This window comes from Pseudomonas sp. 22490 (assembly GCF_052044465.1).
Classification (GTDB): Bacteria; Pseudomonadota; Gammaproteobacteria; order Pseudomonadales; family Pseudomonadaceae; genus Pseudomonas; species Pseudomonas aeruginosa.
Genome location: NZ_JBQENS010000024.1, coordinates 75,763 through 88,742, shown reverse-complemented (window position 1 = coordinate 88,742; position 12,980 = coordinate 75,763). Strand labels below are relative to the sequence as shown.

The following is a 12,980-nucleotide window of genomic DNA, read 5'->3' as shown; positions in this document are numbered from 1 at the left end:
CGCCGATACTCCTGAAGCCCGCCCAGGTCTTGAGCGACATCCTCTTCCTGTCGTTCAGTGCCTTCAGGCGTCGCGCAGCAGGTCGTGGGCGTTGAGCAGGGCGTAGGCGACTTCCGGGCGCTTCTCCAGGCCGCGGCGGATGGCGGCGGGAATCGCCTGGCGGGTCTTGCGGCAGAGCCCCGGCTGCTCCTCGAAGCGCATGCGGATGCCGCGCATGCTGCGCACCTCGCCGAAGGCCGGGGCGATCCGCAGGCGGATGCCCAGTTGTTCCTCCATGCGCCGCAGCAGGTGTTCCAGGTCTTCCAGGCTGCGCAGGGCTTCCAGGCGAGCGGCCAGGCGCTGCTCTTCCTGGCGGGTCAGGAGGAGGATGCGACGGTCCGCGCCGGGCGCCTCCAGGCGCTCGCGTTCGCAGACGCAGGCGCCGGGCGGGCAGGGCTGGCGGAGGGGCGGGGAAGCGCTCATGGCACCATCATAGCCAGGACCGGCGTCCCGCGCGCTACGCTCCGTCGCCCTCGCGAGCGCGCTTCAGCGCTTCAGCGGCACCTTGCCCTGCTGCTCCAGGCCGCTGAGGATGGCGTAGGCGATCTTCACCCGCTCGGCATTGGGATAGTTGCGGTTGGCCAGGATCACCAGGCCCAGGTCGCGGCCCGGGACGAACGCCACGTAGGCGCCGAAGCCGTTGGTGGAGCCGGTCTTGTTCAGCAGGCGCTGGCCCTCCAGCGCCTGTGGCGCGGGCAGCCTGGCGATCCTGTGTGGTTGCAGCGCCATCGGCGTCGAGTTGCCGGCCTGCAGGCGCTTCAGGGAGATCGGCCAGTCGTAGGCTTCCCAGCCCAGGCCCTGGGTCATGTCGCCGACCTTGTAGTAACCGCGATGAGTGGCATCGAGCGCCTGCGCCCAGGGCCTGTCCAGGCGCTCCGGATGCAGGTTGGCATCGACGAAGCGCAGCAGGTCGGCCGCGCTGGTCTTCACCCCGTAGCCTTCGGCATCCAGCGGGCCGGGACCGACCCGTAGCGGGCGGTCGTCCTTGCCGTAGCCCTGGGCGTACTGCGCCAGCGCCGCCTCGGGCACATCGAGGTGGGTCTGTTCGAGGCCCAGTGCCGGGAACACTTGCTGCTCCATGAGTCGTTCGAACGGCTGGCCCAGGCTGCGCGCGGCGAGATAGCCGAACAGGCCGATGCTCGGGTTGGAATAGAGGCGCTGGCTGCCCGGCGCATAGGTCGGCTGCCACTGGCGGTAGTAGTCGCGGATCTGTGCCTGGTCCTTCTGCACCGAGTCGGGGAACTGCAGCGGCAAGCCGCCGGCGGTATAGGTCGCGAGGTCGAGCAGGCTGATGCCGTCGAAGCGGCTGCCCTGCAGTGCCGGCCAGTGCTGGCTGGCGCGGTCGTCGAGGCGCATCTTGTCCTGGGCCAGGGCATAGCCGGCGAGGGTGGCGGTGAAGGTCTTGCTCACCGAGCCGATCTCGAACAGGGTCTCCGGCGTCACCTGGCGGCCGTCCTCTTTCGAGGCCAGCCCATAGCTGAAGTAATGCGGTTCTCCTTTCAGGCTGATGGCTACGGCCAGGCCCGGAATGTCATTGGCCTTCATCACCGGTTGTACGGCGGCGTCGACCAGTGCCTTCAGGCGATCCGCCGGGGCCTCGCCGGCAATGGCCGGGGTGGTGGCGAACAGCAGTGTGGAAGCGGCGATGCCGCACAGGCAGGGGAATCTGGTATCGCGCATGAGGATTGGCGTCCTTTGTCGTTGGCTGCATGAGAAACCGCCCCGGGAGCGCTCCTTGATCGGCGGGCGGGGAAAATCTAGGCTTGCGCAGGATTTGCGGCAAACGACGAATACTCGCGGCAGCCATTAGAAAAATTTGGAGCAGAGATTGGTTCGACCCCATTTGCCGCTGAACGCCCTGCGCGCCTTCGAAGCTTCGGCCCGGCACCTGAGCTTCACCCGCGCGGCCATCGAGCTGTGCGTGACCCAGGCGGCGGTCAGCCACCAGGTGAAGAGCCTCGAGGAGCGTCTCGGCGTGGCCCTGTTCAAGCGTCTGCCGCGCGGCCTCATGCTGACCCACGAGGGCGAGAGCCTGCTGCCGGTGCTGTGTGACTCCTTCGACCGCATCGCCGGCCTGCTGGAACGTTTCGAGGGCGGCCACTACCGGGACGTGCTCACCGTCGGCGCGGTCGGAACCTTCACGGTCGGTTGGCTGCTGCCGCGGCTGGAGGACTTCCAGGCGCGCCATCCCTTCATCGATCTGCGCCTGTCCACCCACAACAACCGCGTCGACATCGCCGCCGAGGGGCTCGACTACGCGATCCGCTTCGGCGGCGGCGCCTGGCACGGCACCGAGGCGCTGGCGTTGTTCGAGGCGCCGCTGACGGTGCTCTGCTGCCCGGAGGTCGCCGCCCAGTTGCACAGTCCCGCCGACCTGCTGCAGCACACCCTGCTGCGCTCCTACCGCGCCGACGAGTGGCCGCTGTGGTTCCAGGCGGCCGGACTGCCGGCGCACGCGCCACTGACCCGGAGCATCGTCTTCGACACCTCGCTGGCCATGCTCGAGGCGGCCCGCCAGGGTGTCGGCGTGGCCCTGGCGCCGGCGGCGATGTTTGCCCGGCAACTGGCCAGCGAGAGCATCCGGCGTCCGTTCGCCACCGAAGTGAGTACCGGCAGCTACTGGCTGACGCGCTTGCAGTCGCGGGGGGAGACCAGCGCGATGCTGGCGTTCCGGGGGTGGTTGCTGGAGATGGCTGCCGTTGAGGCGCGGGGGAGATAACGGTTATGCAGGCGATTCAAGTGTCGATGAAGAAGTAATCACCTTCCTCGCGCCTTTTTTTATACGCTCGGGCCCTCCCAAGGTTGATACGGTTTGAGGCGTTGGGGTTGTGATTGGAATTGCTGACGGCGTGGCGGATATGGACCGGCTCGTCGGCGTTGCTGATCGCTCCGCTAAGCGTCACTCCCAGGCTGGCGGCATAGGCCCGGCGTGCCGCAACGATCTCGCTCTCGAGCATGCCTGCTTTCCCTGCTGCGGTAACGACGGCAAGTTCGCATAGGCGGCCAGCCTTCCTCGGGGAAACCCTCAGGTCGGCGCCTGCGGACCACAGGGCAAGCAGCGCTTTGGATGGAGCACAGCCATTTCTGCTGTGCTCTTCGATTGTCTCCAGGAGCGGACTCATATGGCCTCTTGAAAACTGTCGGCGGATTGCCAGCAGTATCGACGATGGTGCGCTTAAAGCAACGCGGAGCAGGCGGAGATTGCGGCGAAGCGGCGGATAACGCTTCGCGTTATGCGCCCTACGGGAGCGGTGCTCGGCTTGCCGGCGGAAGGCGTCTACGGATTTCCGGTTCCCGCGTCGAAATAAGAGCCCGTGGACTTGGCCAGTCCCGTCCACATCTCGTCGAGATTGCGGAAGTTCCAGGCTTCCGCCGGCTCGAAGCCGACGATTCGGTCGGTCTGTCCGGCCCTACCCAGGTCTAGCACCTGCTGCGGGATCGGCACCTTCGAGCGGGCCGAGAAGAATACCTTGACCCGTGGCGTCAGCAGCGAGCGGCCGTGTTGTTCGAGGACCACGCCGAGGCGCCCGCTTTCCAGCCTGACCAGCGCGCCGACCGGGTAGATGCCCACCGCCTTGACGAAGGCGCGGAACACCTGCGGGTCGAAGTGCCCGTTCCATTCGGCCATGCGTCGGATCGCCTCGGCGGCGTTCCAGCCCTTCTTGTAGGGACGGTCGGAGGTGATCGCGTCGTAGACGTCGCACACCGCGCCCATTCGCGCCAGCAGGCTGATCTGCTCCTGCGCCAGGCCGAAGGGGTAGCCGGTGCCGTCGATGCGCTCGTGGTGGTGCAGGCAGACATCCACCACCAGGGCGCTGACCTGGCGGCAATCGAGCAGCATCCGCGCGCCGTTCTGCGGATGCCGGCGAACCAGGCCGAACTCCTGGTCGGTGAGCTTGCCGGGCTTGTTCAGGATCGGATCGGGCACCGCCATCTTGCCGATGTCGTGCAGCAGTCCGGCCAGCCCCGCCTCGCGTACCAGCGGGTCGGGCAGTTCGAGCTGGCGGGCGAGGGCGATCATCAGCGCACAGACCGCCACCGAATGCATGTAGGTGTATTCATCCGAGGTCTTCAGCCGTACCAGGCTGACCAGCGCGTTGGGATGGCGCAGCACCGAGGCGGAGATTTCGTCCACCAGGTCCGATGCATGCGCGGTATCGATGGCCTGGCCCATGCGCGCGTCGCGGAACATGCTGACCACGGCGGCCTTGGCACGGCTGCAGAGCAGGGCGGCGTGGCGGATTTCCTCCTCCAGGGCGACCCGCGCCGGCGAAGGGCCGGCCGGCATGGTGACCGGCAGGACCGCAGCGGCCGAGACCGCCGCTTCCTCCGGGAGGTCGAGGCCCTTGCTGGCATCGATCCAGACTTCCTTCACGGCGCTTTCGCGCAGGCGCTGCAGGTCGGCCTGGCTGTCGAGCAGGAAGCCACCTCTTTTCCAGAACGGGTGGTCCAGCCACGAGCCGCAAAGGCTCTGGACGAACATACCGAGGCGAAGCTGGGTTACCGGAATGCGTTTCAGCACGATGGGCTCGACCTCGAGACTGGGCCAGGTGGCTGTCTCCTAACGGTAGCCGAGATGGGCCGGCGGGAGTGAGAGATGCCCGTCAGTTCGTCGGCGTGACCTTCGCTTGGCTGCGTATCGTTCTGTATCCGCGTACTCCCGGCATACAAATCCCTCCGCCGACGGTACAGCCCCGATACATCGCCCTGGCGAAGTGGCCCTATCCAAACCGGCGCCAGCCAGGTCCTCGCGCTGGCGGAGACGGCGGTGGAAACCTACGGCGGCGATAGCACGGGCCAAATCTCAGTCGCGGCGCTCGACGAGCGCGTCCTGGTGTACAGCCATCAAGCGTTGCGCGTTGGGCGTGAGATGGCCGCTGTGCCAGATGAAATGGATCTCGGTGGTGCCATAGTCGCGCAACGGATGCGCGCGGACCTGGTGGTTGCCAGGTAGCGTCGCAAGCACGGAGCGCAGCACCCAGGCGGCACCCATGCCTGCGCTGACGCAGGCGAGCATGGTGTGGTAGGACTCGATTTCCAGCACTGGCAGTTGTTGCAGGCAGTCGGCTTCCTCCAGCCAGCGATCCATGCGGAAGCGGAACGAGCAGTCGTGACGGAACCCATACAGTTCGGCGCAACGCAGGTCGCGCGGACTGGTGATCGGTGGATGATCCAGCTCGGTAACCAGCACCATTTCGTCGACGAAGGCCAGGCTACTTTCCAGGGTCTGAGAGCGCACGGGACCATCGCTCAGGGCCAGGTCTAGCACTCCATCCGAGACCTGCTGCACCAAGGCTTCCGAGGCTTCGCTGCGGATGTCCAGTTCGATCGCGCGGTGGCGTTGGCGGAACCGCCCGATCAGGCATGGCATGAAGGCGACCAGAACCACGTCGAGGGCACCTACCACCAGGCGGCCGCCGCTCTCTTCGTTGCGCATCATGGCCCGGGTACTGTCGCTGAGATCGAGGATTCGCCGGGCATGCTCCAGCAGACGCCGACCGTCCGGCGACAGGCGCAGACGCTGGTGCTCGCGCAGGAACAGCTGGCAACCGAGGTCTTCCTCAAGCTGGCGGATGCGTACGGAGAGACTCGACGGGACACGGTTCAGCGCCTTCGCCGCGGCGTTGATCGAGCCGGTGTGGGCCACGGCGCAGAAGGCGCGGAGCTGAGACAATTGCACCTGGGTATTCTCGCTTTGCGAATCGTTGGCTGAATATTTTTCGATTTCCAGAATACCTTGTCGTTCGCTACCGTTCGCCCTTCCTTACGTCCGGTGATCGGATCCCGGCGTTCCTTCCCGGCTTGCGGGCCCATCGCGTCCGCTCATGGAGAGATTACATGGATCTGCAACTCGCACAGCGCAGGGTGCTGGTTAGTGGCGGTTCGCGCGGTATCGGCCGCGCCATCGTCGAACATTTTCTCGCCGAAGGGGCCGAGGTGGCCTTCTGCGCCCGTGGTGAGGCGGGCGTGGCCGAAGCAGCGGATTGCTTCGGCGAGCGTGCCTTTGGCATGTCTGTGGACATCACCGACCCGCAGCAGGTGCGCGGTTGGGTAACGCGCTCGGCGCTGCACTTGGGCGGCATCGACATCGTTGTGCCCAACGTCAGCGCGCTGGCCGGTGGCGGAGACCTGGACACCTGGCGGCGCGCTTTCGAGACCGACCTGCTGGGCAGCGTGGGCATGGTCGCTGCCGCCCTGCCGTGGTTGAAACGCTCCGAGGCTGCCTCGGTGGTGCTGATCTCCAGTGTTTCTGGCCGCGAGGTGGACATGTTCGCCGAGCCCTATGGCGTGCTCAAGGCGGCCCTGGTCCACTACGGGAAGACGCTTGCCAGCCGCCATGCGGAGGACGGCATTCGGGTCAATACGGTGTCGCCGGGCAACGTCTATTTCGAAGATGGCGTATGGGGCGCGATCGAACGGGATAGCCCGGAAACCTTCGCCCGTTGTCTCGCCGCCAATCCCATGGGGCGCATGGCGCGACCCGACGAGGTGGCGCGGGCGGTGCTGTTCCTGGCCAGCCCGGCGGCCAGCTTCACCACCGGAACCAACCTGCTGGTGGACGGCGGGTTGACCCGGGGCGTGCAGTTCTGAGCAGAGTGCCGGAGGCTCAGGCCTCTACCAGCTCCGGCGCATCCCGCCGCTGTTCCGTCGGCGCATGGGGCGCCGGCTTGCCGAGGATCAGGTCGGCGGCCTTCTCGCCGATCATGATCGCCGGGGCGTTGGTATTGCCGGTGATCAGCGTCGGCATGATCGACGCATCGGCCACCCGCAGGCCTTGCAGGCCGTGCACGCGCAACTGGTCGTCGACCACCGCGAGCTGGTCGTGGCCCATCTTGCAGGTGCCCACCGGATGGAACACGGTGCCCAGGTTGGCGCGGATCCAGGCCTCGATCTGGCCGCGGCTGGAAACCTGCGGGCCCGGTACCAGCTCGCCCTTGAGGTGACGGGCGAAGCTGCGGCTGGCGGCCAGTTTGCGGACCAGTTGGAAACCCCGGACCAGGGTATCGAGGTCGGCAGGGTGGCTGAGGAAGTTGGCTTCGATCAGCGGCCGGTCGTGCGGGTCCGGCGAGTTCAGGCGGACCCGCCCGCGGCTCTGCGGGTGCATCACCGCGACGTGCAGGCTGACCCCGTGGCCGAAGGGGACCAGGCGCTGCGGCTGGTTCTTCAGCGCGGGGGCGACGATCAGACCCAGCTCCGGGGTCTCTGCCTGCGGGTCGAGGCGGAGGAAGCCACCGGACTCGACGGTGTTCGAGGTCAGCGCCCCGCGCCGGCCGAACAGGTACTGCCAGGGCGAGCGCAGCAGCGGCAGCCAGCCCTTCGGCGAGAAGCCCAGGCCGTAGCCGAGCTTGGCCTCGGTGCGGTACATCAGCACGATGTCCTGGTGGTCCTGCAGGTTCTCGCCGACCCCAGGCAACTCATGGCGCTGGACGATGCCGTGGCGCGCCAGTTCCGCCGCCGGGCCGATGCCGGAGAGCAACAGGAGCTGCGGCGAGTTGATCGAGCCGGCGCTGAGGATCACTTCGCGGCGTGCCTGCAATTGCACGACCTCGCCAGCCTGGCTGATCTCCACGCCGGTGGCGCGGGTACCTTCCAGCAGCACGCGCAGGGTCAGCGCCGAGCTGAGCACGGTGAGGTTGGGCCGCGCCAGGGCCGGGTGCAGGAAGGCGCGCGCCGCGCTACAGCGTTCGCCGTTGACCTGGGTGACGTGGAACGGGCCGATGCCTTCCTGGCGCTCGCCGTTGAAGTCGGCGTTGTACGGCCAGCCCATTTCCTCGGCGGCCTGGAAGAACACCTGGTTGATCGGGCCCGGGCTGCGCTGCGCGGCGACGTTCAATTCGCCGCCGCGCCCGTGCCAGGGCGATTCGCCCGGCTCGAAATGTTCCGAGCGGCGAAAGTAGGGCAGCAGCTCGTCGTAGCTCCAGCCACGGTTGCCGAGGGATGCCCAGCGGTCGTAGTCGTGGCGGTCGCCGCGGATGTAGATCATCCCGTTGATCGCGCTGGAGCCGCCCCAGACCTTGCCGCGCGGGCAGGCGATCGGCTGGTTGGCGGTGCCGGGCTGGGCGGCGAAGCGATGCATCCAGTTCCACTTCGGGTTGGCGATCAGGCGGATGATCCCGGCCGGCGTGCGGATGTAGGCGGCGGGGAGCGGCGTGCGGTCGCTGGGGCCGGCCTCGACCAGGCAGACCGAGACGGCGGGATCGGCGGAAAGACGGTTGGCCAGGACGCAACCGGCGGAGCCGGCGCCGACCACGATGTAGTCGAACGAACGGCGGGCAGTGGAAGTCATGTCGGCACCTTTCTGGGTGTGCTGCCGGGCCTCGCCCGGCGTTCTTTTTCGCCCCGNGCGACGCTACTCCATTGGACGGGGAAGCGCGCCCGGCCGCTTGTCCCAGCCTGCCGGCGGGGTTGACCGAGGCTGCCAGGCGGCGCGCTAAAGCCCCAGCAGCGAGCCCATGTCGACCATCAGTTGCAGGCCGACGACGAAACCGTCTCCGCTCAGTTCGCGAGCGCCGGGGTTGTAGTAGTTGTCCGGGTTGAAGATGTACTGCACCGACGGCTCCAGCGCGATGTGCGGGGTCAGTGCGATGTGCGCATTGGTTTCCAGGGCGTACACGTCGCGCTGGCCGAGTTTCGCATCGCCGCCAGCGGCGATCCGCGCCTGGCGCTGGAACTCCAGCTGGTGATCGTTCAGGCGCAGGTAGCTGGCCTTGAGGTTGAGCTTGTCCCGCGTGCGGTCGAAGGGCGCATGGTAGGTCAGGCCCAGCTCGGCGAAATGACGGAACGGCTGCTTGTCGTCGGCCGATACCGACAGCGAGCCGAACAGCCCCAGCGCCCTCGGCGAATCGAGGCGGCCGCCGTCGGCGCGCCAGAACAGCTGCTGGAACTTGAAGAAGCCGCCGGCGCTGCCGTGGTCGCTGGCGCCGGTGAGCGGGTCGACCTGGTTGGCGGTGTTCAGGTAGGCGTTGAGTTCATAGTGCGAGCGGTAGGGATCGAGGCTTTCCTCGCGCTTGTCGCCGATCCCCAGCAGCAGGCTGGTGCCGCTGGCGTCGTCGGTGCCGAAATCGAGGCCATGGCGCTTCTTCAGGTAATCCACCGGGTTGGACTCGAAGGCCCCGGCGTGCAGGTACAGGGTCGGGGTCGCCCGGTACTTCAAGTAGCCGCCCCAGGCGCCGTAGGGCGGCGGCAGGATGCCGGTGGAGGCGTCGATGATCGGGTCGTTGCAGGTGACCACGGTCTCGCAGTTGTAGATCAGGAAATAGCGCCGCGCATTGGTCCGTCCGAGATGGCTGTCGAGGCGTCCGCCCAGCCACTGCTGCTGCCAGGTGAGCAGGCTCAGCTGGTTGGCGCCGATGTCGTTGTGCAGCGGCGCGCCGCCGAAGTAGCTGCCCACCGCGCCCTGCCAGCTCGGCCCGGTGGGCTGACCGGTGCCGCGGTCGAGGATGAACAGGGTTTCCTCGATGTGCAGCGAGGCGCCGTCCAGGCCGGCGAGGGTGGCGAGGTCGAGGTCGGCGCCGAGGAACAGGTCGCCGCTGTTGCCGAAGCTGTGCTGGCGCGGGCCGGTGTCGAGGTTCTTCAGCGACAGGCTCCAGAACTGCGCGTGGGTCTTCACGCCGTGGCGCTGGAGTCGTTCGCCGAACCCGGCCAGCGGGCCGCTGCGGCTGTCTTCGGCGGCCTGCGCGGAGAGACCGAGGAAACCGGCGCAGAGCAGCGCCGGCAAGGTGCGGAGGGTTTTCATGGCAAGGCACTCGTCTTGTTGTTGTTCTGTCGTGCGAATCGCTGTCCGCCCCAAGCGGACAGGTGCATCCGGAGCGAAGGCGGCTCAGGCGCAGAGATAGCCGCCGTCCACCGCCAGCACGGCGCCGGTGACGAAGCTGGCGCCGGGACCGCAGAGGAAGGCCGCGGCGCTGGCCACCTCGGGCGCCTCGCCCCAGCGCGCCAGCGGCGTGCGCTGCATGATCCGGCGGGTGGCCTCGACGTCGGCCTTGAGCCCGGCGCCCAGCGGCGTGTCGATCCAGCCGGGGGCGATGGCGTTGACCCGGATGCGCTCGGCGGCATACTCGCAGGCCAGGGAACGGGTGAGCTGGACGATGGCGCCCTTGCTGGCGCTGTAGGCCGGGCGGTCGGCGGAACCGAAGGTGCTGTACATCGAGGCGATGTTGAGGATGCTGCCGCCGCGCTGCGCCAGCAGCGGCCGGGCCAGTTGGCTGGCGAGCATGGCGGCGCTCAGGTTGAGGCGCAGCACCCGTTCGAAGGTAGCCAGGTCGTATTCCTCGCGGTCGCGGCTGATGCCTGCGTTGTTCACCAGCACATCCAGGCGCGGCAGCGCTTCGAACAGCCGTTGCAGGCGCTGGCTGTCGGTGATGTCCAGTTCTTCCCGGCGAATCCGCGGATGACGCGGTGCGTGCACGCCGTCGGCGTCCAGGCCGAGGGCGACGACTTCGGCGCCGAGTTCGGCGAACTGCATGGCGATGGCCGCGCCGATGCCGGAGCTGCCGCCAGTGACCAGCACCTGCTGGCCGGTGTAGATATCGTGTTGGAAAACCATCGGCGATCGTTCCTTCAGGCGTCGGCCAGGGCCGGGTTGGGATTGACCAGCACCTTGACCTGCGACTTGTCGCGCAGCAGGGCCTCGAAACCGTGCTCGACGGCCTGCTCCAGGGGCACGCTGCGGGTCACTGCGCGGGCCAGGTCGAGGCGGCCGTCGGCGAGCAGGGCGATCAGCTCCGGGTAGGCGTCGCGGTAGCCGACGCTGCCGAGCAGGCGCAGTTCGCGGTTGACCAGGTCGAAGGCGTCCAGCCGGACCTCGCCCATCAGGCTCACCAGCACCAGCTCGCCACCCTTGCGCAGGCTGGCCAGGGCGGCGTCGAGGCTGGCCTGGCTGCCGGCGGCCTCGAAGGCGCAGTCGAGCGCGCCGCCCTCGCGCAGGCGCGCCGCCGTGTCGCCGTCGCGGGCGTCGAGCGCCCGGCTGGCGCCGAACTCCCCGGCCAGGGCGAGGCGCTCGGGACTGACGTCGATCGCGACGATGTCCTCGATTCCGCGCAGGCGGGCGAGCATCACCAGCAGCAGGCCGATCGGGCCGAGCCCGAACACCGCGCAGCGCTGGCCCGGCGCCAGGCTGCTGCGGCGCAGCGCGTGCAGGGCCACGGCGGCCGGTTCGAGCACGGCGGCCTGGCGGAAGCCCACCGCGTCCGGCAGGCGGTGCAGCATGTAGGCCGGCACCCGCGCGCGCTCGGCGAAGCCGCCGTCGCCCATCAGGCCGATGAAGCCCATCGACTCGCAGAGGTTGTAGCGGCCTTCCCGGCAGTAGCGGCATTCGCCGCAGCGGTATTCCGGCTCCACCGCGACGCGGTCGCCGATGCGCAGTCCCTCCACGCCAGGGCCGAGCGCGGCGACCACGCCGCAGAACTCATGGCCGAGGGTCAGCGGCGCGCGGCAACCGGACAGCGGGTGCGCCTCGGCCTGGGGAATCGAGTGCGGGCCGCTCTGGTATTCGTGCAGGTCGCTGCCGCAGATGCCGCAGTAGGCGACTTCCAGTTCGACTTCGCCGGGCCGCGGCGCCTGGCGTTCCAGTTCGCTCAGGCGGAGGTCGCGGGCAGCGTGCCAGCGCAGTGCTTTCATGGTTGGTTTCCTTGCAGGACGGAGGTAGGCGCGCTGCGCTGGCGCGCCAGCACGGCGGGCGCGGTTTCGCGCAGGAACAGCGAGAGGAACGCGGCGAGCAGGGCGCCGCCGCAGGACATCCACATGACGATGGACAGGCCGAAGCGGTCGGCGGCGAAGCCGGCCACGGTCGGCGCGAGGAAACCGCCGACCAGTTCGCCGAGGCCCATGATCAGGCCGAGGGCGGTGGCGATGACGCCGCGCGAGACGGTCTCCGCCGGGATGGTCGCCATGAACAGGGTGAAGCAGCCGAGCCCGGTGTAGGTCAGCAGCAACAGCAGGCCGAGGCTGGTCGCGTTCGGCGCATAGAGCAGCGCCAGCGGGCAACACGCGGCGAGCAGGGAGAACGCCACCAGGGTCGGTCGACGGCCGATGCGATCGGATATCGCCGGTACGGCGAAGCCCCAGACCACCCAGGCGACGCCCAGGCAGCTCATCAGCCTGCCCATGGTCGCCGGGCTGAAGCCGCGGGCGTTGACCAGGAAGGTCGGGGTAAAGGAAATCAGCACGATGAACCAGGTGACGAATACGCAACTGATCAGGGTGCAGAGCAGGATGTTGCGGCTCTTCAGCAGTGCCAGGCGCTTGCCTTTCGCTTCTTCTGCGCGCGGCGCCGGGCGCTGCGCGCGGGGCGGGTCGGGACGCACATGGCGCCAGATCAACCAGGCGATCAGCAGGCCCGGCAGCAACGAGACGATGAAGGCGTGACGCCAGCCGAGGGTTTCGGCCAGGGCCACCAGCAGCGGCGGGCCGATCACCGCGCCGAGCAGGCCGGCCGCCGAGCCCTGTAGCAGACCCATGTTGAGGCCGCGGCGATGTGGCGAGGAGGCCTCGACCATCAGCGATTGCGAGAGCGGCAGGATCGGCCCCTCGGCCAGGCCCATGATGCCGCGGAACAGCAGCAGGCTGAGGAAGCCGCCGACCAGCCCGGACAGCGCCGAGCACAGCGAGAACAGGATCACCGCCACGATCAGCAGCGGCTTGCGCTGCCCGCGGCGGTCGGACCAGGCGCCGACCAGCGCGCCGGATACCGCCCAGGCCAGGGCCAGCACCGAGGAGAGCATGCCCAGGTGGCTGTTGCTCAGTTGCAGCTCCTGTTCCATGAAGGGAAACAGGAAGGACAGCGCCAGGCGGTCGAAGAAGACGAAGCCGAAGGTCAGGAACAGCACGCAGAGCAGGACGTTTTCGTAACTGGCGGAATTGTTGTTATGCGCCATGTCGGTCTCCAGGCCGGGCGGGCCGGCCGGCGGGGAGGCGCGCGTCCGCCNGGGCGGCGCGCGCCC

At 68.3% G+C, this 12,980-nt stretch carries 12 protein-coding genes; 2 read left to right on the top strand and 10 right to left on the bottom strand.

What is annotated here, in order from left to right:
* Nucleotides 1–63: 63 nt before the first annotated feature.
* Entirely contained in the window at nt 64–462 is a 399-nt protein-coding gene (locus ACTJJX_RS24060; RefSeq protein ID WP_003093424.1) for a hypothetical protein, read from the bottom strand.
* A gap of 63 nt (nt 463–525) precedes the next feature.
* Nucleotides 526–1,719 (bottom strand): extended-spectrum class C beta-lactamase PDC-5, encoded by a 1,194-nt coding sequence (locus tag ACTJJX_RS24055; RefSeq protein WP_003119095.1) that lies wholly within the window; start codon nt 1,717–1,719, stop codon nt 526–528.
* A 148-nt stretch (nt 1,720–1,867) separates the two neighbouring features.
* Between ACTJJX_RS24055 and ampR the strand changes: the two genes are divergently transcribed.
* Nucleotides 1,868–2,758 (top strand): LysR family transcriptional regulator AmpR, encoded by an 891-nt coding sequence (gene ampR, locus ACTJJX_RS24050; protein WP_003101291.1) that lies wholly within the window; start codon nt 1,868–1,870, stop codon nt 2,756–2,758.
* 16 nt (nt 2,759–2,774) lie between these two features.
* On the opposite strand, the gene ACTJJX_RS24045 is transcribed toward ampR, so the two are convergent.
* From ACTJJX_RS24045 to ACTJJX_RS24035, 3 genes are all read right to left on the bottom strand, one after another.
* Complete coding sequence (locus ACTJJX_RS24045; RefSeq protein ID WP_003101293.1) at nt 2,775–2,996, bottom strand: hypothetical protein; 222 nt, start codon at nt 2,994–2,996, stop codon at nt 2,775–2,777.
* Between the two features lie 320 nt (nt 2,997–3,316).
* The gene (locus ACTJJX_RS24040) at nt 3,317–4,561 is read right to left on the bottom strand and encodes a cyclic di-GMP phosphodiesterase (RefSeq protein WP_016852459.1); all 1,245 of its coding nucleotides are present in this window, start codon (nt 4,559–4,561) and stop codon (nt 3,317–3,319) included.
* A gap of 282 nt (nt 4,562–4,843) precedes the next feature.
* On the bottom strand, nt 4,844–5,719 hold the full coding sequence (locus ACTJJX_RS24035) for a LysR family transcriptional regulator (RefSeq protein ID WP_003093413.1): 876 nt from the start codon (nt 5,717–5,719) through the stop codon (nt 4,844–4,846).
* A 158-nt stretch (nt 5,720–5,877) separates the two neighbouring features.
* Between ACTJJX_RS24035 and ACTJJX_RS24030 the strand changes: the two genes are divergently transcribed.
* Nucleotides 5,878–6,630: an SDR family NAD(P)-dependent oxidoreductase gene (locus ACTJJX_RS24030; RefSeq protein ID WP_003093411.1), complete on the top strand. Its 753-nt coding sequence runs from the start codon at nt 5,878–5,880 to the stop codon at nt 6,628–6,630.
* 16 nt (nt 6,631–6,646) lie between these two features.
* On the opposite strand, the gene ACTJJX_RS24025 is transcribed toward ACTJJX_RS24030, so the two are convergent.
* The 5 genes from ACTJJX_RS24025 to ACTJJX_RS24005 form a co-directional block, all read right to left on the bottom strand.
* On the bottom strand, nt 6,647–8,326 hold the full coding sequence (locus tag ACTJJX_RS24025; protein ID WP_003101300.1) for a GMC family oxidoreductase: 1,680 nt from the start codon (nt 8,324–8,326) through the stop codon (nt 6,647–6,649).
* Between the two features lie 144 nt (nt 8,327–8,470).
* On the bottom strand, nt 8,471–9,775 hold the full coding sequence (locus tag ACTJJX_RS24020) for a carbohydrate porin (RefSeq protein WP_003093407.1): 1,305 nt from the start codon (nt 9,773–9,775) through the stop codon (nt 8,471–8,473).
* Between the two features lie 84 nt (nt 9,776–9,859).
* Nucleotides 9,860–10,585 (bottom strand): SDR family NAD(P)-dependent oxidoreductase, encoded by a 726-nt coding sequence (locus ACTJJX_RS24015; protein WP_016852460.1) that lies wholly within the window; start codon nt 10,583–10,585, stop codon nt 9,860–9,862.
* 14 nt (nt 10,586–10,599) lie between these two features.
* Complete coding sequence (locus tag ACTJJX_RS24010; RefSeq protein WP_003118211.1) at nt 10,600–11,658, bottom strand: 2,3-butanediol dehydrogenase; 1,059 nt, start codon at nt 11,656–11,658, stop codon at nt 10,600–10,602.
* Nucleotides 11,655–12,914 carry an MFS transporter gene (locus ACTJJX_RS24005; RefSeq protein ID WP_003158816.1) on the bottom strand — a complete coding sequence of 420 codons (1,260 nt, stop codon included), beginning with the start codon at nt 12,912–12,914 and terminating at the stop codon, nt 11,655–11,657. Before ACTJJX_RS24005 ends, ACTJJX_RS24010 begins: the two co-directional genes overlap by 4 nt.
* Between the last annotated feature and the right edge of the window lie 66 nt (nt 12,915–12,980).

What these genes read in the sequence shown, in the direction of transcription:
- ACTJJX_RS24060 (WP_003093424.1), bottom strand. Translation starts at nt 462, where the DNA reads ATGAGCGCTTCCCCGCCCCTCCGCCAGCCCTGCCCGCCCGGCGCCTGC.
- ACTJJX_RS24055 (WP_003119095.1), bottom strand. Translation starts at nt 1,719, where the DNA reads ATGCGCGATACCAGATTCCCCTGCCTGTGCGGCATCGCCGCTTCCACA.
- ACTJJX_RS24045 (WP_003101293.1), bottom strand. Translation starts at nt 2,996, where the DNA reads ATGCTCGAGAGCGAGATCGTTGCGGCACGCCGGGCCTATGCCGCCAGC.
- ACTJJX_RS24030 (WP_003093411.1), top strand. Translation starts at nt 5,878, where the DNA reads ATGGATCTGCAACTCGCACAGCGCAGGGTGCTGGTTAGTGGCGGTTCG.
- ACTJJX_RS24025 (WP_003101300.1), bottom strand. Translation starts at nt 8,326, where the DNA reads ATGACTTCCACTGCCCGCCGTTCGTTCGACTACATCGTGGTCGGCGCC.
- ACTJJX_RS24020 (WP_003093407.1), bottom strand. Translation starts at nt 9,775, where the DNA reads ATGAAAACCCTCCGCACCTTGCCGGCGCTGCTCTGCGCCGGTTTCCTC.
- ACTJJX_RS24015 (WP_016852460.1), bottom strand. Translation starts at nt 10,585, where the DNA reads ATGGTTTTCCAACACGATATCTACACCGGCCAGCAGGTGCTGGTCACT.
- ACTJJX_RS24010 (WP_003118211.1), bottom strand. Translation starts at nt 11,658, where the DNA reads ATGAAAGCACTGCGCTGGCACGCTGCCCGCGACCTCCGCCTGAGCGAA.
- ACTJJX_RS24005 (WP_003158816.1), bottom strand. Translation starts at nt 12,914, where the DNA reads ATGGCGCATAACAACAATTCCGCCAGTTACGAAAACGTCCTGCTCTGC.